The sequence below is a fragment of the Stenotrophomonas sp. YJH_SMC_80 genome (genome assembly GCF_059372495.1).
This window is the reverse complement of the sequence record NZ_JCAFVP010000005.1, coordinates 238,254-257,850: the sequence shown is the minus strand read 5'-3', so window position 1 is coordinate 257,850 and position 19,597 is coordinate 238,254. Positions and strand designations below refer to the sequence as shown.

Annotated in this window: 16 protein-coding genes; 11 read left to right on the top strand and 5 right to left on the bottom strand. The window is 66.6% G+C overall.

Annotated features, from left to right (window positions below):
* Positions 1-132: 132 nt before the first annotated feature.
* The 5 genes from AC5P99_RS11580 to AC5P99_RS11560 are packed head-to-tail and all read left to right on the top strand — an operon-like array spanning position 133 to position 3,156.
* A complete protein-coding gene (locus tag AC5P99_RS11580) occupies positions 133-729 on the top strand; it encodes a GNAT family N-acetyltransferase (RefSeq protein ID WP_005408535.1) in 597 nt (198 codons plus the stop codon).
* Positions 675-1,520 carry a septum site-determining protein MinC gene (minC, locus tag AC5P99_RS11575; protein ID WP_043034132.1) on the top strand — a complete coding sequence of 282 codons (846 nt, stop codon included), beginning with the start codon at positions 675-677 and terminating at the stop codon, positions 1,518-1,520. Before AC5P99_RS11580 ends, minC begins: the two co-directional genes overlap by 55 nt.
* Positions 1,521-1,557: 37 nt before the next feature.
* On the top strand, positions 1,558-2,367 hold the full coding sequence (gene minD, locus AC5P99_RS11570) for a septum site-determining protein MinD (RefSeq protein ID WP_005408533.1): 810 nt from the start codon (positions 1,558-1,560) through the stop codon (positions 2,365-2,367).
* A gap of 2 nt (positions 2,368-2,369) precedes the next feature.
* Positions 2,370-2,630, top strand: coding sequence for a cell division topological specificity factor MinE (minE, locus tag AC5P99_RS11565; protein ID WP_005408532.1), 261 nt, complete (start codon positions 2,370-2,372; stop codon positions 2,628-2,630).
* Between the two features lie 46 nt (positions 2,631-2,676).
* Complete coding sequence (locus AC5P99_RS11560; protein ID WP_043034133.1) at positions 2,677-3,156, top strand: hypothetical protein; 480 nt, start codon at positions 2,677-2,679, stop codon at positions 3,154-3,156.
* A 365-nt stretch (positions 3,157-3,521) separates the two neighbouring features.
* Here the strand turns inward: AC5P99_RS11560 and AC5P99_RS11555 are convergent, their stop codons facing one another.
* The 3 genes from AC5P99_RS11555 to AC5P99_RS11545 all read right to left on the bottom strand — a co-directional run bounded on the left by AC5P99_RS11555 (position 3,522) and on the right by AC5P99_RS11545 (position 9,162).
* Entirely contained in the window at positions 3,522-4,751 is a 1,230-nt protein-coding gene (locus AC5P99_RS11555; RefSeq protein WP_005408530.1) for a DUF819 family protein, read from the bottom strand.
* Between the two features lie 141 nt (positions 4,752-4,892).
* Positions 4,893-6,971 carry a S9 family peptidase gene (locus tag AC5P99_RS11550; protein WP_495213178.1) on the bottom strand — a complete coding sequence of 693 codons (2,079 nt, stop codon included), beginning with the start codon at positions 6,969-6,971 and terminating at the stop codon, positions 4,893-4,895.
* Between the two features lie 226 nt (positions 6,972-7,197).
* Positions 7,198-9,162: an OPT family oligopeptide transporter gene (locus AC5P99_RS11545; protein ID WP_005408528.1), complete on the bottom strand. Its 1,965-nt coding sequence runs from the start codon at positions 9,160-9,162 to the stop codon at positions 7,198-7,200.
* A 277-nt stretch (positions 9,163-9,439) separates the two neighbouring features.
* Here AC5P99_RS11545 and AC5P99_RS11540 point away from each other — a divergent pair, with 277 nt between their 5' ends.
* From AC5P99_RS11540 to AC5P99_RS11530, 3 genes are all read left to right on the top strand, one after another.
* Complete coding sequence (locus tag AC5P99_RS11540; RefSeq protein WP_223846374.1) at positions 9,440-9,982, top strand: hypothetical protein; 543 nt, start codon at positions 9,440-9,442, stop codon at positions 9,980-9,982.
* A gap of 91 nt (positions 9,983-10,073) precedes the next feature.
* Positions 10,074-11,222, top strand: coding sequence for an acetyltransferase domain-containing protein (locus AC5P99_RS11535; RefSeq protein ID WP_164221417.1), 1,149 nt, complete (start codon positions 10,074-10,076; stop codon positions 11,220-11,222).
* Positions 11,223-11,301: 79 nt separating this feature from the next.
* Entirely contained in the window at positions 11,302-13,056 is a 1,755-nt protein-coding gene (locus AC5P99_RS11530) for a peptide MFS transporter (protein WP_495213177.1), read from the top strand.
* Positions 13,057-13,111: 55 nt separating this feature from the next.
* Here AC5P99_RS11530 and AC5P99_RS11525 read toward each other — a convergent pair whose 3' ends face one another.
* Positions 13,112-15,079 carry an alpha/beta hydrolase family protein gene (locus AC5P99_RS11525; protein WP_495213176.1) on the bottom strand — a complete coding sequence of 656 codons (1,968 nt, stop codon included), beginning with the start codon at positions 15,077-15,079 and terminating at the stop codon, positions 13,112-13,114.
* A gap of 167 nt (positions 15,080-15,246) precedes the next feature.
* The gene (locus AC5P99_RS11520; RefSeq protein ID WP_005408523.1) at positions 15,247-15,882 is read right to left on the bottom strand and encodes a LysE/ArgO family amino acid transporter; all 636 of its coding nucleotides are present in this window, start codon (positions 15,880-15,882) and stop codon (positions 15,247-15,249) included.
* A 138-nt stretch (positions 15,883-16,020) separates the two neighbouring features.
* Here AC5P99_RS11520 and AC5P99_RS11515 point away from each other — a divergent pair, with 138 nt between their 5' ends.
* From AC5P99_RS11515 to mqo, 3 genes are all read left to right on the top strand, one after another.
* Positions 16,021-16,926 carry a LysR family transcriptional regulator ArgP gene (locus AC5P99_RS11515; protein WP_005412604.1) on the top strand — a complete coding sequence of 302 codons (906 nt, stop codon included), beginning with the start codon at positions 16,021-16,023 and terminating at the stop codon, positions 16,924-16,926.
* A gap of 169 nt (positions 16,927-17,095) precedes the next feature.
* Positions 17,096-17,542, top strand: coding sequence for a GNAT family N-acetyltransferase (locus AC5P99_RS11510; protein ID WP_285311478.1), 447 nt, complete (start codon positions 17,096-17,098; stop codon positions 17,540-17,542).
* Between the two features lie 229 nt (positions 17,543-17,771).
* Positions 17,772-19,460: a malate dehydrogenase (quinone) gene (gene mqo / locus AC5P99_RS11505; RefSeq protein ID WP_012479432.1), complete on the top strand. Its 1,689-nt coding sequence runs from the start codon at positions 17,772-17,774 to the stop codon at positions 19,458-19,460.
* Positions 19,461-19,597 lie beyond the last annotated feature (137 nt).

Genomic DNA, 19,597 nt, shown 5'->3' with positions numbered 1-19,597 from the left:
CGGCCTGCACACCGCACCCCACGGAAGTCATGCCTGCCCGGTCGCCTGTTCATGCCGCAGCCCACCCCGGGCATGCAATAATCGTGCGCAGGGTCCCTTGATGGACCAACCGCGTTACCCCACGGAGTCACAATGTCGATTGTCATCCGCGACGTGCGCGAGCACGAGCTCGATTCCGTCCTGGCTTTGAACAACAACGCTGGCCTGGCCATCCTTCCCCTGGATGCGGCCCGCCTGCGCCTGTTCTATGAAACCGCTGAGTATTTCCGCGTCGCCGAGCGCGACGGCAACCTGGCCGGCTTCCTGATCGGCTTCGGCAGCGACAGCCAGCACGACAGCAGCAACTTCGCCTGGTTCAAGCAGCAGCTGGACACCCCCTTCTTCTACATCGACCGCATCGTGGTCGCCAGCCGCCGCCGCGGCGGTGGCGTCGGCCGTGCGTTCTATGCCGACGCGCAGAGCTTTGCCGAGCTGCGCTACCCGCAGATGACCTGCGAAGTCTTCCTCGACCACGGCGCCGATGCCGCCCTGCTCTTCCACGGCAGCTTCGGCTTCCGCGAGCTGGGCCAGAACACCATGGCCCAGGTCGATGTGCGTGCCAGCATGCTGGCCAAGGAACTGTGCAGCTACCCGTGGGTCCAGGAGACCTACGGCGGCAAGCTGCCGGATGTGGCATGGACACGCGCCCGGCAGCTGCCGGCGCAGGCACAGCGGCCGACGGGGACCTGAGCGTGGCGGTGAATTTCGATTACGAACAGGCCGGTGAACTGAAGATCGGCCAGGTGGGCATCGCCAACCTTCGCATCCGTACCCTTGATGTCGAACGCCTCGTGCAGGAAATGCGCGAGCGCGTGACCCGTGCGCCGAAGCTGTTCGGCCGCGCGGCGGTGATCCTCGATTTCGGCGGCCTGAGCCAGGTTCCGGACGTGGCCACCGCACAGGCGCTGGTCGATGGCCTGCGCAGCGCCGGCGTGCTGCCGGTGGCGCTGGCCTATGGCACCAGCGCGGTCGACCTGCTCTCGCAGCAGCTCGGCCTGCCGCTGCTGGCCAAGTTCCGCGCCCAGTACGAACGTGCCGAGGCCGAAGCGGCCCCGCCGCCGCCCGCACCGGAACCGCGCCGCGCCGCGCGTGCCGAACCGAAGCCAGCCCCGGCCGCACCGGTAGCCAAGATCGCCGATGCAGCCGCGCCGCAGCCGGGCCGCATGCAGCTGGGCAACGTGCGTTCAGGCCAGCAGCTGTACGCGGAGAACTGCGACCTGACCGTGATGGCCACCGTCGGCGCCGGCGCCGAGGTCATCGCCGATGGCAGCATCCATATCTACGGCACCCTGCGCGGCCGCGCGCTGGCAGGGGCCCAGGGCAACACCGCGGCACGCATCTTCTGCCGTGATTTCCATGCGGAACTGGTGGCCATTGCAGGCCACTACAAGGTACTGGACGATGTTCCGGACAACCTGCGCGGCAAGGCCGTGCAGGTGTGGCTGGAACAGGACCAGATCAAGATCGCTGCGCTGGACTGACGCAGCCCCAAACTAATGCAGAACCAGGAGAAGTCCTTTGGCTGAAATCATCGTAGTCACCTCCGGCAAGGGCGGCGTGGGCAAGACCACTTCCAGCGCGAGCCTGGCCTGTGGCCTGGCGCGGCGCGGCAAGAAGGTGGCGGTGATCGACTTCGACGTCGGCCTGCGCAACCTCGACCTGATCATGGGGTGCGAACGCCGCGTGGTGTACGACTTCGTCAACGTCGTGCATGGCGAAGCCACCCTCAAGCAGGCCCTGATCAAGGACAAGCGCTTCGACAACCTGTATGTGTTGGCCGCCTCGCAGACCCGCGACAAGGACGCACTGACCCAGGAAGGCGTGGGCAAGGTCCTGAAGGACCTGGCCGCCGATGGCTTCGATTACATCATCTGCGACTCGCCGGCCGGCATCGAGAAGGGAGCATTCCTGGCGATGTACTTCGCCGACCGCGCCGTGGTGGTGGTGAACCCGGAAGTGTCCTCGGTGCGTGACTCCGACCGCATCATCGGCCTGCTGGACTCGAAGACCCACAAGGCCGAATCCGGCCAGAACGTGCCTGCCTTCCTGCTGCTGACCCGCTACACCCCGCTGCGCGTGGAAACCGGCGAGATGCTCAGCATCGCCGACGTCGAGGAAGTGCTGGGGCTGAAGGCCATCGGCGTGATCCCCGAATCGGGCGATGTGCTCAATGCCTCCAACAAGGGCGAACCGGTGATCCTGGATGTCGAATCCGCTGCCGGCCAGGCGTATGACGACGCCGTCGCGCGCATCCTCGGCGAAGATCGCCCGATGCGCTTCACCAGCGTCGAGAAGAAGGGCTTCTTCAGCAAGCTGTTCGGAGGGTAAGCATGGGCCTGTTCGATTTCCTCAAAGCGAAGAAGACCACCGCCGAAACCGCAAAGAACCGCCTGCAGATCATCATCGCGCAGGAACGCAGCCACCGCGGTGGCCCGGACTACCTGCCGCTGCTGCAGCGCGAGCTGCTGGAAGTGATCAAGAAGTACGTGAACATCGACGTCGATGCGGTGAAGGTCGACCTGGTGAAGGATGGCCAGCACGATGTGCTGGACATCTCCGTGGCGCTGCCTGAAGGCCCGGACAAACCCTGATGCCCCGCCCCGCCCGTGCCTGCATGGGCGGGGCCGCGTGACCTGCATGACCGATACGACAACCGCCGTGGACATCACCTGCGTGGGCGACATCGCCTTCGCCGACGCGCAGTGCCTGCTCGCCGCGCATGGCCTTCGCCTGCACCACGTGGCCGCAGGCGAACCGATTCCCGGCAGCTACTGGGGCGAGCCCGAGGCGGGCATCATCGCCAGCAATGTCTATGTGCGCGATGACACCCCGGTGCATTCGATGCTGCATGAAGCCTGCCACCTGATCGTATTGCCGCCGGAGCGGCGCGCGCAGGTGCACACCGACGCCACCGATTCGGTCGCCGAGGAAGATGCCACCTGCTACCTGCAGATCGTGCTGGCCGGGCATCTGCCTGGTGTTGGCAGTGCGCGGTTGATGGCCGACATGGATGCCTGGGGGTACACCTATCGGCTGGGGTCGACACAGGCGTGGTTCGAGCAGGACGCCGAAGACGCGAAGGCGTGGTTGATCGAACGCGGGTTGCCGGTGGCGTAAAGCCGCGGGCGTGGTTGGCCACGGGCGCGTGGCGACGCGTCGGACCTTGCGGCGCCCCTCTTTTCACTCTGCGCGGTTCGAGCAGGACGCCGAAGACGCGAAGGCGTGGCTGGTCGAACGCGGGTTGCCGGTGGCGTAAAGCCGCGGGCGCGGTTGGCCACGGGCGCGTGGCGACGCGTCGGACCTTGCGGCGCCCCTCTTTTCACTCGGCGCGGTTCGAGCAGGACGCCGAAGACGCGAAGGCGTGGCGGATCGAACGCGGGTTGCCGGTGGCGTAACGCATCGGTAGTGCCGGCCGCTGGCCGGCAACCTCATGAACCCGTGAAGCATTACCTGGTTGCCGGCCAGCGGCCGGCACTACCCCATCAGCCCTGCCCGGCCAGCGCGCGCAGGGTGATGCCGACGATGTAGGCCAGGTATGTGCCGGTGGCATAGCCCATCGTGCCCAGCAGCACCCCCACCGGCGCCAGTGCCGGATGGAACGCCGCGGCCACCACCGGCGCCGAGGCCGGTCCACCGATGTTCGACTGCGAACCGATGGCGAAATAGAAGAACGGCACCTTCAGCAGCTTGCCCAGGCACCACAGCAGCACGATGTGCACGGCAATCCAGATCAGGCCGAGCAGGAACAGCCACGGGCGATCCAGCAGCGCCAGCAGATCCATCTGCATGCCGATGCAGGCAATCAGGAAGTACAGCAGCAGCGAGCCCAGGCGCGATGCGCCCGCGCCTTCCAGCGTGCGCGCACGGGTGAAGCTCAGGCTCAGGCCCAGCGTGGTCGACAGCACCACCACCCACACGAACGGCGCGTCCAGGCTGAACTGCGAGGCCCAGCTGACGTTGGCCTTGAACCAGGCTGCCAGCGGCGCGCCGATGGCGTGCGAGAGGCCCACGCCGCCGAAGGCCACCGCCACGATCAGCATCAGGTCGGTGAGGCTGGGAATGCGCTCATGTTCGGCCTGGAAGCGCGCGATGCGCTCCTTCAGTTCATCGATGGCCGAGGTATCGGCGCCACTGCGCGCGTCGATCTTCGCTGCCCGCCCCGCCAGGAAGATCAGTGCCGCCATCCACACGTAGCCGACACCGACATCGACCACCGCGAACTGGCCGAACGTGGTCGCATTGACGTCGAATACTTCGCGCATTGCCAGCATGTTGGCACCGCCACCGATCCAGCTGCCTGCCAATGCGGCCATGCCGGCCCAGGTGTCACCGGCCACGGTTTCCGGATGCAGCGCGCGCATCGCCAGGAACGCCACCACCGCACCGAGCATGATGCTGGCCGAGGCGCCCAGGTACATCAGCACCAGCTTCGGGCCCAGCCGCAGGATCCCCTTGATGTCCACCGCCAGGGTCAGCAGGATCAACGCTGCCGGCAGCAGGATGTCGCGTGCGATCGGGTTGTAGAGCTTGGTGTTCTGGCCATCGATCAGGCCGACAGTGTTGTAGATGCCGGGAATCAGGTAGCACAGCAGCAGCGCCGGCACGAACGTGTAGAAGCGCTTCCACAGGCCCTGCTCGCGCGAAGCGGTCCAGAACACGGCGCCAAGGGTGGCGGCGATCAAGCCGAAGACGACGATGTCGTTCTGGATCATGCAGGTGCTCTGGGTAGAGCCGGGCGCTGGCCGGCTGCTGTTGGCGGCGGATCATGAGGGTGTGCCGACCAACGGTCGGCCCCCACCGGTAAAGCAGATGGCGAAACAAAAGCGCCGCCCCGAAGGGCGGCGCTGCAGTCATCAGTTGCCGATGTGCTGCTTCAGCCAGGCATTGACGGTGTCGTGCCACAGGATGCTGTTGTTCGGCTTCAGCACCCAGTGGTTTTCATCCGGGAAGTACAGGAACTTCGATTCGATGCCCTGGCGCTGGGCAGCGGTGAACGCGGCCAGGCCCTGCTCGACCGGAATGCGGAAGTCCTGCTGGCCGTGGATGACCAGGATCGGCTTCTTCCAGTCCGCCACGTGGTTGACCGGGTTGAACTTTTCGTAGTTCGCGGCCTTCTGGTACGGCGTGCCGCCCTGCTCCCACTCGGTGAACCACAGTTCTTCGGTGGCGTAGCCCATCATGCGCTGGTCGAACACGCCATCGTGGTTGACCAGGCACTTGAACGGGCTGTTCCAGTTGCCGGCGATCCAGTTGACCATGAAGCCGCCGTAGCTGGCGCCCAGCGCACAGGCCTTGTCACCGTTGAGGAAGGAATACTTCTTCAGCGCCGCGTCCCAGCCCTTCTGCAGGTCTTCCAGCGGGCGGTCGCCCCAGTGCTGGCTGATCGCATCGGTGAAGGCCTGGCCGTAGCCGGTGGAACCGTGGAAGTCGATCATCACCACGGCGTAGCCCTGGCCCGCGTAGGTCTGCGGATTCCAACGGTAGCTCCAGCCATTGCCGAAGCTGCCCTGCGGGCCACCGTGGATCAGGAACGCGACCGGGTAGGACTTGCCTTCCTGGTAGTTGTGCGGCTTGACCACATAGCCATGCACGGTGTCGTTGTTCCAGCCCTTGAACTCGAACTGCTCGTAGTCGCCGAAACTGACGTCCTTGAGCACCTCACCGGCGGCCGGGGTCAGCGCGCGCAGTTCGCCGATCGGCTGGCCGGCAGCCGGCAGCAGGCCGACCAGCACCTGGTCGTTGCTCTTCAGGCTGTTGCGGGTGATCGCCACGCTGTTGCCGGCCACATCCACCGAGGTCACGCTGCCGTCGCCGATCAGCTTGGTGGCCTTGCCGCTGGCCACGTCGATCTGGAACAGCGGGTGTTCGCCAAGGTCATCGGCCGTGGTGTAGATGCTGGCACCATCGGCAGACAGGGTGATGCCGCCCGCCGAGCGATCCCACTGCGGCGCGATTTCGCGGGTCTTGCCGCTGGCCAGGTCCATCGCCATCAGGCCGAAGCGGTCGGCCTCGAAGCCCGGGCGCTTCATCGCACGGTAGAACAGCGTCTTGCCGTCCGCGCTGAACACCGGGCCGGCATCCCAGGCCGGGTTGGAGGCGGTCAGGTTGACTGGCGCCTGCTTGCCGGCGGCGTCGAAGCGGTACAGGTCGAAGTTGGTCGACCACGGCTCCTGCTTGCCGGCCACGCGGATGCTGGCCACCACGCTGGCGCCGTCCGGCGACCACGCGAAGTCATCATTGCCGCCGAACGGCTTGGACGGCGCATCACCATCGATGGTCGCGCTCAGCGCCGACCCGCCCTTGACCGCACCGGCCTTGGCCGTCGGCAGCGGAGCGACGAACAGGGTGTTGCGGCGACCGTCGTTCCAGGTGTCCCAGTGGCGCACGAACAGCGAATCCCACACCTGGCCGCTGGCCTTGGCGTCCTTCTTTTCCTTCAGCTTCTTCTCGGTGCAGGCCAGGTCCGAGGCACAGTCCTGGAACACGCCGGCGCTGAACAGCACGCGGTCATCCTGGGGCGACACGTGGTAGCTGTCCACGTCGACCGGGAAGTCGGTCAGCTGGCGCGGAGCACCGCCGCTGATCGGCTGCGCGTACAGCTGCTGGCTGCCGTTCCTGGCACTGAGGAAATACACGGTCTGGCCATCGGCCGACAGCGAAGCGGAATTGACGTTCCAGCCGGCCGGGGTGATCTGCTTCGGCGGCGCCGCATCGCGGGTACGCAGGTTGCGCGCGAACAGCGCGGTGGAGGCCTTCAGGTTGGCATCGACGCTGCGCTTGGCGAACACCACGGTGCCACCGTCAGCGGTCAGCACCGGCGCGGAGACGCGGTCCATGGCCACCATGTCGCGGACTTCCAGGCCACGGGCAGCGGCGACGCTGGGCAGGGCGGCCAGCAGGCTCAGTGGCAGCAGGGCATGACGCAGTTTCATCGGGGTCTCCGCAGGACGGCAAAAAACCGATGGTAGGCCCGTGCGGCCGGGGCTGCCAAGGCCATCGGTCATGGCTGCAGGCAGGCAATCGCCAGAAACAGCAAACCGCGCCGTAGCGCGGTCTGCGGTAGTGCCGGCCGCTGGCCGGCAACCAGGGGTATCACGGGATTCCGGGATTGCCGGCCAGCGGCCGGCACTACCCGTTGAACCCAGGGGCAGAGCCCCCTTACGCCTTGGCGTACTTGCCGGTGCGGTAGATCAGCCAGCCGACCAGGAACAGCACGGCCAGGCCGATCCACTGCGCGCCCGGCAGGTGGAACGGCACGGCCAGCACGTCGGCGCGGCTGCTGACCACGATCGGAATCGCGATGGCGATGCCCATCAGCGCTTCGCCGGTGATCAGGCCCGCGGCGAACAGCACGCCCGGCTTGTGCACGCGGTCGCGGCCTTCTTCGTCATCGGCACGCACCTTGTGGAAGCGCTCGACCAGGTGGGCGATCAGGCCGCCGAGGAAGATCGGCACCATCAGCTCCAGCGGCAGGTAGATGCCGATGGCGGCGGCCAGCACCGGCACGCGGAAGCGGGCGTTGCGCGCCTTCAGCCAGCTGTCGAAGGCGATGATGGCGGCACCGACCACGGCACCGATGCCGATGAAGGTCCACGGCAGTTCACCACCGAACAGGCCCTTGGCCACTGAGGCCATCAGGTTGGCCTGCGGTGCGGCCAGCGCGTTCGGGTGCAGCTCGGACTTCACGCCGATGCCGTAGGCGGTGGCCAGCAGGTTCAGCACCGGGGCCATGATCAGCGCACACGAGAAGGCACCGATGCCCAGCATCAGCTGCTGCTTCCACGGGGTGGCGCCGACGATGTAGCCGGCCTTGAGGTCCTGCAGGTTGTCACCACCAACCGCAGCGGCGCAGCACACCACCGCGCCGATCATGATGGCGGCCACGGCGCCCAGCGGCGCGCCGCCGGCACCGACCGGCTTCAGGCCGTCGGCGCCCAGCAGCACGACCAGCACGGCCGAGGCGAACAGGATGGTGGAGATGGTGATGCCCGACACCGGGTTGTTGGACGAACCGATCAGGCCGGCCAGGTAGGCCGAGACCGAAACGAACAGGAAGCCGGCGACGATCATGATGAGGGTCATCGGGATCGACACGTGCCACTGGCCGACGATGGCCTGGTACAGGGCCAGCAGCGGCAGCACGAAGACCACCAGGGCCACCAGCATCCACTTCATCGGCAGGTCGCGCTCGGTGTGCGCCAGCACCGGGCCACCGCTCTTGCGGGCGGCGGCAAAGCCGCTCTTGACGCCGTTGAGCAGCGACTTGCGCAGCGAGATCAGGGTCCAGATGCCACCGATCAGCATCGCGCCGACACCCAGGTAGCGCATCTTCGCGCCCCAGATGGCGAACGCCGCCTCGGTGGACGAAGCCGCGGCAACCGACGCGGCCAGTGCCGGATCGGTGTTCATGAAGAACGCCTGGTAGATCGGAATGGCGATGTGCCAGGTCAGGATCGAACCGGACACCACCACGATGCCGACGTTGAGGCCGACGATGTAGCCCACGCCCAGCAGTGCCGGCGACAGGTTGGTACCGATGAAGGCGGTGACCTTGGAGCTGCCGACGTAGGCCGAGGTGGCCCAGGCATCCGGGATCAGGCGCATGCCGCTTTCCGCGGCCAGCTTGACGAAGGCACCGATCACCGCCGACAGGCCGAGGATCTTCAGGCCCGGGCCCGGATTCTCACCGGCCTTGAGCACTTCCGCCGCAGCCTTGCCTTCCGGGAACGGAAGCGGGTCTTCGACGATCATCGAACGACGCAGCGGCACCGAGAACAACACGCCCAGCAGGCCGCCGAGGCCGGCGATGCCCAGCACCCACCAGTACTTGAAGTCCGGCCAGTAGCCCATGATCACCAGCGCCGGGATGGTGAAGATCACACCAGCGGCGATCGACGAACCGGCCGATGCGCCGGTCTGCACGATGTTGTTTTCAAGGATGGAGCCACCGCCCAGCAGGCGCAGCACGCCCATGGAAATCACCGCGGCGGGAATGGCGGTGGCGATGGTCAGGCCTGCGAACAGACCGAGGTAGGCGTTTGCGGCCGACAGCACCACCGCCAGCACGATGGCCAGGGCCACTGCGCGGAAGGTGAGCTGCTTGGGCGCAGCGTCGTGGTTCATGGAAGCCCCTGCTGGCAAAAAATCCCTTGCACGCTAGCGTTCAGGAGGCGGCAAGTCCAGTGCGGTTCGGGAGGGTTGCGGCCAGGTCGGCAGTGAGATAGTCGCTTCCGGCCAAACTCGGCCAACGCATCAAGCGCATGGGGCACATCCCGGACGGCTGCCGGGCCTCGTTGTCTCATGTCCTGCAGGGGGCCAGGCCAACCAGTACTGCAGCATTCCAGCCATCATCGTTTGAAGTGCCTCAACGCCCCGTGCATCGTGTTCATGATCTGAACCGATGACGCTGAGCCGCCCGATGAACAACCCACTGCGGATCCGCCCGATCAAATCACCGGTCGTGGCTGTCGTGACCCTGACCTGCCTGATGCCGCTTTGCGATTACGCATCTGCCTGGAGCCGCATTGGCGCAGTCGAGATCACCGACCACGCCGGCAAACCTTGTTTCGGACTACCCAGGAAGGAGCGCAAGCGTATCGGTAAAACTCCGGAGGTGTTTGGTGTGGAGGTGCATGACGCAATTACTCCACCGCTGCGGCGGCAATGGTCGTTCTACTTTGCCCATCCCGCATCAATCCCACTTCCACCCGGAGCCTGCGTGGTCTACGGAGAAGTGCCAGCCAACGCCATTTCAAGACAGACGGCGATGCCGCTGCAGCCCGGACGCCTGTACGACGTTTCGCTGTCGGCCACCAGGACCGGCGCCACGCAACACCACAGCGCCCGATTCTGCTTGAAGGCCACCCCCGACGGGAGCCTGCGAGCGATCCAGGTCCACTACGACGAGGCGCTGGGCTGGAGCCCCTCGGTTTGCCTGCCCTGAGCCGACGCGCGCGCTCGTCGGAACCGCCCAGCACACGCTGGAAAGACGCAATTGTAATGTTATATCCTGTCACGCCGACCGAACCTCGCACGTGGCTCCTTCCCCCACTACCCGCCTGGCCTCCATCGACCAGCTGCGCGGCACCGTGATGCTGTTGATGTTGCTCGACCACGTGCGCGAGACCTTCTTCCTGCAGCACCAGGTGAGCGACCCGATGGACGCGGCGACGGTCTCCCCCGCGCTGTTCGCCTGCCGTCTGCTGGCCCACCTGTGCGCACCCGTGTTCGTCCTGTTGACCGGCCTGTCGGCCTGGCTGTACGGCCAGCGCCAGGCGGATCCGCGCCGGGCCACGGCCGCGTTCCTGCTCAAGCGCGGGCTGTTCCTGGTCGTGCTGGAACTGACCCTGGTGAATTTCGCCTGGACCTTCCAGCTGCCGCCGGAAACCCTGTACCTGCAGGTGATCTGGGCCATCGGGCTGAGCATGATCGCGCTGGCCGGGCTGCTTTGGCTGCCACGCCCGGCCCTGCTGGTGCTGGCAATCGCGGTGGTGGCCGGGCACAACCTGTTCGACGGCTTGCGGGTGCAAGGCAATGGCCTGCTGGCGGTGCTGTGGAAAGTGCTGCACCAGCGCGACTGGATCGAGGCCGGCGCGCTGCGCCTGCGCACCTCCTACCCGGTGCTGCCGTGGATCGGGGTGATCGCCCTGGGTTATCTGATGGGGCCCTGGTTCGCCCGCGAGCGCGCGCCGGCACAGCGTCATCACTGGCTGCTGTGGGCAGGCGTCGGCGCGCTGGCCCTGTTCGCCTTACTGCGGTTCGCCAACGAGTACGGGGATGCCCCTTGGCAGTACCAGACCACAGCACTGCGCACCTGGCTGAGCATCCTCAACATCACCAAGTACCCGCCGTCATTGCAGTTCCTGCTGCTGACCCTGGGCGTGGGGTTGTTGCTGCTGCGCCTGTACGAATGGCCGCCACTGGCGCGTGCGCTGCGCCCGCTGGCCGATATCGGCGCCGCGCCGATGTTCTTCTACCTGCTGCACCTGTATGTGCTGAAGGCGCTGTACCTGGGCGCGCTGGCGGCCTGGGGGCCGACCCATGGCGAGTTGTATGCCCTGGATTCGGTCAGCGGCCTGCTGCTGGTGGCCTGTGCGCTGGCGGTGGTGCTGTACCCGCCGACCCGGGCATTCGCGCGGTTCAAGGTGCGAAGGCGTGACCTGGCGTGGTTGCGGTATCTGTGATCGCCCAGGCCAGTCCGGCAATCCACGCATGGCGTGGATCTACTGAAAGCGGATCGGGCCACAGGCCTATAATTCCGCGATGAATTCCACCGCTATCGCTTCCGACGACTTCCTGGGCCACCCCAAAGGCGTCTACGTCTGCTTCTTCACCGAAATGTGGGAGCGCTTCTCCTTCTACGGCATGAAGGCGCTGTTGCTGCTGTACCTGACCAAGTACCACCTGTTCGGCGACAAGGCCGGCCTGGACCTGCTCGGCGCCTACGGTGGCCTGGTGTACTGCATCCCTGTATTCGGCGGCATGCTGGCCGACCGCTGGCTGGGCATGCGCCGGGCCGTGCTGTTCGGCGGCATCCTGCTGGTACTCGGCCACCTCGGCATGGCCGTCGAAGGCCACGCTGCGTACCGGGTGAACGGCGAAGTGGTGCGCGACACCTCGGCACTGGCGGTGACCTACCTGTCGCTGGCGCTGATCATCATGGGCGTCGGTTTCCTGAAACCGAACATCTCCACCATTGTCGGCAAGCTGTACGCCAAGGACGATCCGCGCCGCGATTCGGGTTTCTCGCTGTTCTACGCCGGCATCAACCTGGGCGCGCTGTTCTCATCGCTGGTGTGCGGCTTCCTCGGCGAGGCCTACGGCTGGAAGTACGGTTTCGGTGCGGCCGGCATCGGCATGCTGGCCGGCCTGGCGATGTTCCTGTGGGGCCAGAAGTACCTGCAGGGCCACGCCGAGCCGCCGCAACCGGCGGCGTTGAAGCAGAAGGTGCTGGGCCTGCCGCGCGAATCGCTCATCTATCTGTGCGCGGTGCTCGGTGTGTTGCCGGTGGCGTGGCTGATGTGGGCGGCCGGCAACGGCGCGTTCGCGCTGGGCGGTGAAATCAGCCTGGCACTGATGTTGATGGTGGTGGTGCTGGGCGGCGTGCTGGTCTGGTTCGCCTGGTTCACCGGCAGCAAGTGCACGCCGGTACAGCGCCAGCAGATGATCGCGCTGATGGTGCTGATCTTCATGGCGCTGGTGTTCTTCACCATGTACGAGCAGTCCTACGGCTCGTGGGTGACCTTCACCGACCGGCTGCTGACCAAGGACATCGTGCCCTCGCTGGTGATCACCGGCGGTACGCCGCTGCCGTGGTCGATCCTCTCACTGCTGCTGGCACCGCTGGGCTTCGTGGTCAGCGCGCGGTTGTCCGAGCGTCGTCCGGGTTCGGCTGCGCCGCGCACGTTCTTCGCCGCCATCGTCGTGCTGATGCTGGTGCTGCTGGTGCGCGACTGCCTGGTGATTCCGCAGACCGCCGGCTCGCTCACCTATCTCGGCGGCCTGTTCCTGGTGCTGCTGGCACCGGCCTTCGCCGCGCTGTGGACGTGGATGGACCGCCGCGGCTGGGAACCAGGCAAGCCGGTCAAATCAGCCTGGGGCCTGGTGATCGGCGCACTGTCGTTCGTGCCGCTGGCGCTGGCTGCTCAGCAGGTTGGCGCCACCGGCGAGATGGCCAGCGTGTGGTGGCTGGTGCTGGCTTACTTCCTGCTGGCCAGTGGCGAGATGTGCCTGTCGCCGGTCGGCCTGTCGGCGGTGACCCAGCTGGCGGTGCCGCGGGTGATGAGCCTGATGATGGGCACCTGGTTCCTGGCCACCGCCTTCTCGGAAACGCTGGCCGCGCTGTTCGGCAAGCTGGCCGCGATCGAGGTGCCGGAAGGCGAATCGCTGGACATGGTGGCCGCCGCCGGTGCCTATGCGCACCTGTTCTGGCTGTTGATGTGGATCGGCCTGGGCTGTGCGCTGGCCGCTTTCATTGCCGCGCCACTGTTGAAGAAGATGATGCACGGGGTGAAGTAAGCCCACGCGCAGGCAGGAACCGGGGCGGCGGTTGGATCATCCGCCGCCCTTCGCGTTACGGCGCCCTGCCCTTGCCGTCCGCAGCCGCAGTCGTGGCGGTCTTGCCACCCAGGCTGCGCGACAGGAACGCCAGCAGCTTGCCGTAGTACTCGCTGCGATGGGCCTGGGTATAGAAGCCGTGCCCTTCGGTCTTGTAGTACAGGCTTTCCACCGGCGTACCGGCACGCTTGAGCGCCGCTTCCATGCGCTCGGTGTGCTGGATCGGGGCACGCTTGTCCTGACCCCCGGCCGCCAGGAACACAGGCACCTTGATCCGCTCGGCCAGGTTGACCGGCGAGACCGCGCCCAGCGTGGCCGGATCACCCAGCCACTCGCGCAGGTAGCTCATTCCGGAATCGCGGTCCTGGATATCGCCGCCAGTAAACATCAGCGGCAGGTCGTAGACGCCCACATAGCCGGCCGCGCACTGGTACAGCCCCGGTTCGCGCGCGGCGCCCATCATCGCCGAGTAGGCGCCGTAGCTGGCACCGTAGATGCAGATGCGCCGGGCATCGGCGATGCCTTCGCTGATCGCCCAGCGCGTGGCGTCGGTCACGTCGTCCTGCATCGCACGCCCCCACTGTTTCAGTGCTGCCCGGCTGTGCGCACGGCCGTAGTTGCCCGAGCCGCGGAAATTGATCTGCAGCACGGCGTAGCCGGCAGCGGCCAGCAACTGGTTCTCGTGATCGAAACTGCCGTTGTCGAATATCCCGATCGGCCCACCATGCGGCACCACCACCATCGGCAGGTCACGGCCAGTGCTGCCATGCGGGACTGTCAGGAATCCATGGAGCTCCAGCCCGTCACGCGCCTTCAGCAGGACCGGCCGCACCGACGCAGTGCTCTCCGGATCAATCCATTCGCTGCGCGCCATCAGGAAGCGCGCCTGGTTGCGGTCGCGGTCGTAGAGGTAGAACTCGCCCGGATTGGAACCGGACCCGGTTTCCACCAGCAGCCGGCGACCGTCGCGGGTACTGGAGGTGATGAATACTGCACGCCCGGGGAAGGCCGCCTCCAGGCTGCGGTACAACCGTGCCTCGTCCGAGCTTTCGTCGAAGAACCGGGTATGCGGCGTGTTTCCCAGGAACAGCGCGCCGACCGGCACGGTGCTGCCCGGGCTGCGGATCAGTCGTGCCGGATCGACAACCTCATCGCGCAGCACGACCTTGCGCTCCTGCGTGGCCGGGTTCCAGCTGACGATGGCATCGGGGCCGCTGGGCTGCTCGCTGAGCAGGTAGGCCAGCTGGCCGTCGGCGGAAAAGCCCAGCGCCGCCTCGCTGCGACCACTCCGTTTCTCATCGTTGACCAGCGCCCAGTCGCCACCGTTACGGTGGTAGAGCCGATGGACGTTGTCAGTACCGGCGCCCTGTACGAAACGTACGTCGCCGCGGGCATCCACCACATAGGAGGCACCCGGCATCGGCGCGCGGGCCAGCAGCCGCTGCTTGCCGCTTGCCAGTTCCAGCTGGGCCGCATAACCGTTGGCATCCAGCCGCGATCCGCCTACTGCGATGACCACGTGCGCATCATCGCCAGGCAGGGCGTCACTGAGGAACGCCGCGGCCGACGTCCGGTACTTGGGCCGCACGCGCAGGCCAAGGTCGCGGTAGCCCACCAGTAGTTCCGGTCGTCCGGTGCGTGCATCCAGTGTCAGCAGCTCGCCGGTGGCCCACGGCGCGTCGCGGGTACCGAACTTCTGCGCCAGACCGAACATCACCTGATCGTTGTTGACCCAGTGCAGGCCGAAGACATGCGAATTGAGTGGTGGGCGCAGGCTGCCCACCGGCGCGTTGTCGTCCGTACGAAGGATGATCACAGCGGTGAAGCCGTCCGCAGGCACGGTCGCGGCCAGATAATCGCCCCCGGGAGACAGCATGACATCGCCGAACTTGTCCGCTCGCACATAGGCGCCCAGATCGATCGCAGCAGCGGTTCCACACCAAAGTCCCGCCACGATGATGGCGGCCAGCCAGCGCTTGTGCATCCTTCTCTCCCCCTGCCTGGACCCCTTGTCCCGGCTGGCCGATTCTAGGCAGGCCAGTGCCCGGCCCGCCAGTGGCGCACAAAAAACGACGGCACCGTTGCCGGTGCCGTCGTTACCACTACCTTGGAGAGAGAGTCAGGACGTGGGTTCGGGGGGCGTGCGCCGGGTCAGTGGACCCCGCGCACCGCCAACGTGAGGGCCAGGATGCTGAGGATCACCGCGATGGTGCCGTCGAGCACGCGCCAGGTGCTGGGCTTGGTGAACAGCGGCGCCAGCAGGCGCGCGCCCAGGCCCTGCGCGGTCAGCCACAGGCAACTGGCGGTGACCACACCGGCAGCGAAGGCCATGCGGGCGTTGCCGAAGTTCTCGGCGATCGAACCGATCACCATCATGTCCAGCCAGAAGTGCGGGTTGATCAGCGAGAAACCGACCGCGGCCATCAGCACCGCGCGGCGGCTGCCGTCGTCGCTGTCAGCCTCGCCCATGCCGCCACCACCGGCGATCGCGCGGCGCGCCGACTTCATCGCGTACCAGGCCAGGAACGCCACGCCGGTCCACAGCACGGCGGTGGTCAGCCACGGCAGCGCCGAAGTGAGCGTGCGCAGGCCGGCCACGCTGGCAAAGATGAAGATCGCATCGATGGCCGCACAGGTGGCGACCACCGGCACGATGTGCTTGCGCAGGATGCCCTGGCGCAGGATGAAGGCGCTCTGGGCGCCGACCACGGCGAACAGGCCGATGCCGGTAGCTGCACCAGAGAACCAGGCACCGAGGCCGGTGCTGGCGGAGATGACCGAGAACATGGGATTCACTGCCTTTACTTGCTTGGGGGGACGGTGCCTCGCGAAGGCGGACAGCACCGGAACGAGCGCCATTGTCGCGCCGCAACATGAAAAAGACGAGCTAAACTTCCTAAACCAACATTAGCGGAACTTAATTCGATGCGTATCGACCATGCCCAGCTGCGTGCCCTGGCCGCAGTGATCCGCGAAGGCAGCTTCGACCGCGCCGCGCAGTCGCTGAATGTCACCCCGTCCGCCATCTCGCAGCGGGTCAAGGCGCTGGAGGACCGGATCGGCCGGCTGCTGGTCAAGCGCGGCACCCCGGCCACCGCCACCGCCGAGGGGCAGTTGCTGGTGCAGCTGGCCGAGCAGACCGCCCTGCTCGAGCACGATGCGCTGCACCGGATGGGCCTGGCCGACGAGGACCTGCCACAGGCCAGCATCCCGGTGGCGGTGAACCACGACAGCCTGGAAACCTGGTTCCCGCAGGCGGCCTACCAGTTCGCGCAGACCACCGGCACCACGCTGGACCTGCGCGTGGAGGACCAGGACCACACCGTGGAGCTGCTGCGCCAGGGCACGGTGCTGGGCGCGGTGACCACCCTGGACGAGCCGGTGCAGGGCTGCCAGATCCATGCGCTGGGCAGCATCCGCTACGCCGCCACCTGTACCCCCGAGTTCCGCGAGCGTCATTTCGCCAAGGGCGTGACCGCGCAGGCGCTGGCGCAGGCCCCGGTGCTGGTGTTCAACCGCAAGGACGACATGCAGTCGCGCTTCGCCCGGCGCATGGCCGGCGACGACCTGCCCAGCACCGCGCCGACCTGGTGGATTCCGTCCACGCGCGCCTTCGTGCAGGCCAACCTTGGCGGCATGGGCTGGACGATGAATCCGTTGCCGCTGGTCAAGCGGCACCTGGACGCGGGCCGCCTGGTCTACGTGCGCCAGCGCGCGTGGGAAGACGTGCCGCTGTACTGGCAGCATTGGAAGGGCGACGTGCAGACCATGGCCCTGCTGACCCGCGCGGTGCTGGATGCCTCCTCCGCGCTGATCCGGCGCAAGCGCTGAAAAGGGGACGGAGGGGATTAAGTCGTATAAGGCCCAAGCGACACATCGGGCAAAGACGACTTAATCCCCTCCGTCCCCTTTTTGCTCCATCCAATCTCCATCAACCCTCCACACCGGGTCCATGCGTGATGCGGATACTGGCGGGCCAATCACTACAAGGGTGTCCTGTATGCCGATAGCCGTGCGCGATGCGCGCCCCGAAGATGCCGCCGCCTGCATCGACCTGCGCGGGCGCACCCGCGAAAACGCCTTCAGCGCCGCGCAGTTGGCAGAGCTGGGCATCACCGAGGACAGCTGGGCGGCCGGCATCGCCCAGGGCGATTCGATCGGCCGCGTCGCCTGGGAGGGCGAGCGCATGGCCGGCTACTGCTTCGCCGACCGCGACAGCGGCGAGGTGCTGGTGCTGGCCCTGCTGCCCGAGTATGAAGGCCGCGGCATCGGTCGCCAGCTGCTGCAGGACGTGATCAGCCTGACCCGCGATGCCGGCCACCAACGCCTGTTCCTGGCCTGTTCGGCCGACCCACGCTCGCGCTCGCATGGCTTCTACCGGCGCCTGGGCTGGCGCCCGACCGGCGAGATTGATGAGGCCGGCGACGAGATTCTTGAGCTGGTCTGAGTGAAGCTGTCGCCAGGGATGGCCTGACGCTGGCAAGGCTTCGTTCGCCGGGCATCACCCGGCGCTAGCGGGTGAGGATGGCGCGAAACGCCGGATGCTGCGTTGCATCAAAAACAGACCGGATCCGGTTAGAATCGCATATGGATGCTGCAAGGCGTTGTTTCTTCACGCCCTTTCCCTGCCCCACGCGCATCCTGACCCCTTCCCCTCCGCCAACGATCCCGCCCCCATGAAGAAATTTGGCAAGGCTCTTCTCGCCCTGCTCGTGCTGCTGTTGCTGGCCGCCGCGCTGTTCCTGTACTGGCCGCTGACCCAGCGCTCGGTGCCCGCCGCCAGCAACGACAAGCCCGTCGACGTTGTGCTGGTCGGCGCCGGCATCATGAGCATCACCCTGGCCACCTACCTGCAGGAACTGCAGCCGGACTGGAACATCCAGGTCTACGAACGCCTCGACGGCGTCGCCGGGGAAAGCTCCGACGGCTGGAACAACGCCGGCACCGGCCACTCGGCCTTCGCCGAACTGAACTACACACCGGAACTGCCCGACGGCAGCATCGAGACCAAGCGCGCGGTCGGCATCGCCGAATCGTTCGAGGTCTCGCGCCAGTTCTGGTCGCACCAGGTGAAGGAAGGCCGGCTGAGCCAGCCCAGCGACTTCATCAACCCGACCCCGCACATGAGCTTCGTCTGGGGCGATGACAACATTGCCTACCTGCACAAGCGCCAGCAGGCCCTGGTGAAGAATCCGCTGTTCTATGGCATGCAGTACTCCGAGGATCCGGCCCAGATCAAGCAGTGGGCCCCGCTGCTGATGGAAGGCCGTGACCCGAAGCAGAAGGTTGCCGCGACCTGGATGCCGCTGGGCACCGACGTCAACTTCGGCGTGATCACCCGCCAGCTGACCGCCGGCCTGCAGCGCAGCCCGAACTTCAGCCTGCACCTCAACCACGAAGTGAGCGCGCTGCGGCAGAACGCCGACAAGAGCTGGAACGTGACGGTGAAGGACCTCAAGGCCGGCACCGAGTCCACCACCCACGCCCGCTTCGTGTTCATCGGTGCCGGTGGCGCTGCACTGAAGCTGCTGCAGATGTCCGGCATTCCGGAATCGAAGGACTACGCCGGCTTCCCGGTTGGTGGCCAGTTCCTCGCCTTCCAGGGCCAGGACGTGACCTCGCGCCACGGCGTGAAGGCCTACGGCATGGCCGAGACCGGCTCGCCGCCGATGTCGGTGCCGCACCTGGATGCGCGCAAGCTGGACGGCAAGCCGGTGGTCCTGTTCGGGCCGTTCGCGCTGTACAGCACCAAGTTCCTCAAGCACGGCTCGTGGTGGGACCTGTACTCGTCGGTGAACCACAACAACGTCGGCCCGATGCTGGAAGTGGGCAAGGACAACCTGGACCTGGTGCAGTACCTGATGGGCCAGGCGCGCCTGAACGATGCCGACCGCCAGGCCGAGCTGGTCAAGTACTTCCCCACTGCCAAGCCGGGTGACTGGAAGCTGGTGACCGCCGGCCAGCGCGTGCAGATCATCAAGCGTGATCCGCTGAAGGGCCCGGTGCTGCAGTTCGGTACCGAGATCGTGACCGACAAGGACCACACCCTCGCCGCCCTGCTCGGCGCTTCGCCGGGTGCGTCGACCTCGCCGCCGATCATGCTCGACCTGATGGCCAAGGCCTTCCCGGACCAGATGAAGGCCGGCTGGGAAGCCCGCCTGCGCGAGATCGTGCCGTCGTACGGGCGCAAGCTCAACGACAGCGCCGCGCTGGTCAACGAGATCCGTACGCTGACCAGCCAGACCCTGCATCTGCCGTATCTGGAGGTGCCGGTGGATGCGAACGCGGCATCGCCCGCTGCGGCTGCGGTGCCGGCAGCGGCCAAGGAAAAGCGCAACGCCAACGAGGAACTGCAGGCGCTGTAAGCTCGCAGTTTGCTTTCGATTCAGACGGACGGCCACCTTCGGGTGGCCGTCTGTTTTTGTGCGAGGTGGGTCGGATCCCTCCCGCACGGAAGGGCTCTGACCTGCGCTTGGGATCCGATGATGGGGTCAGAGCCCAT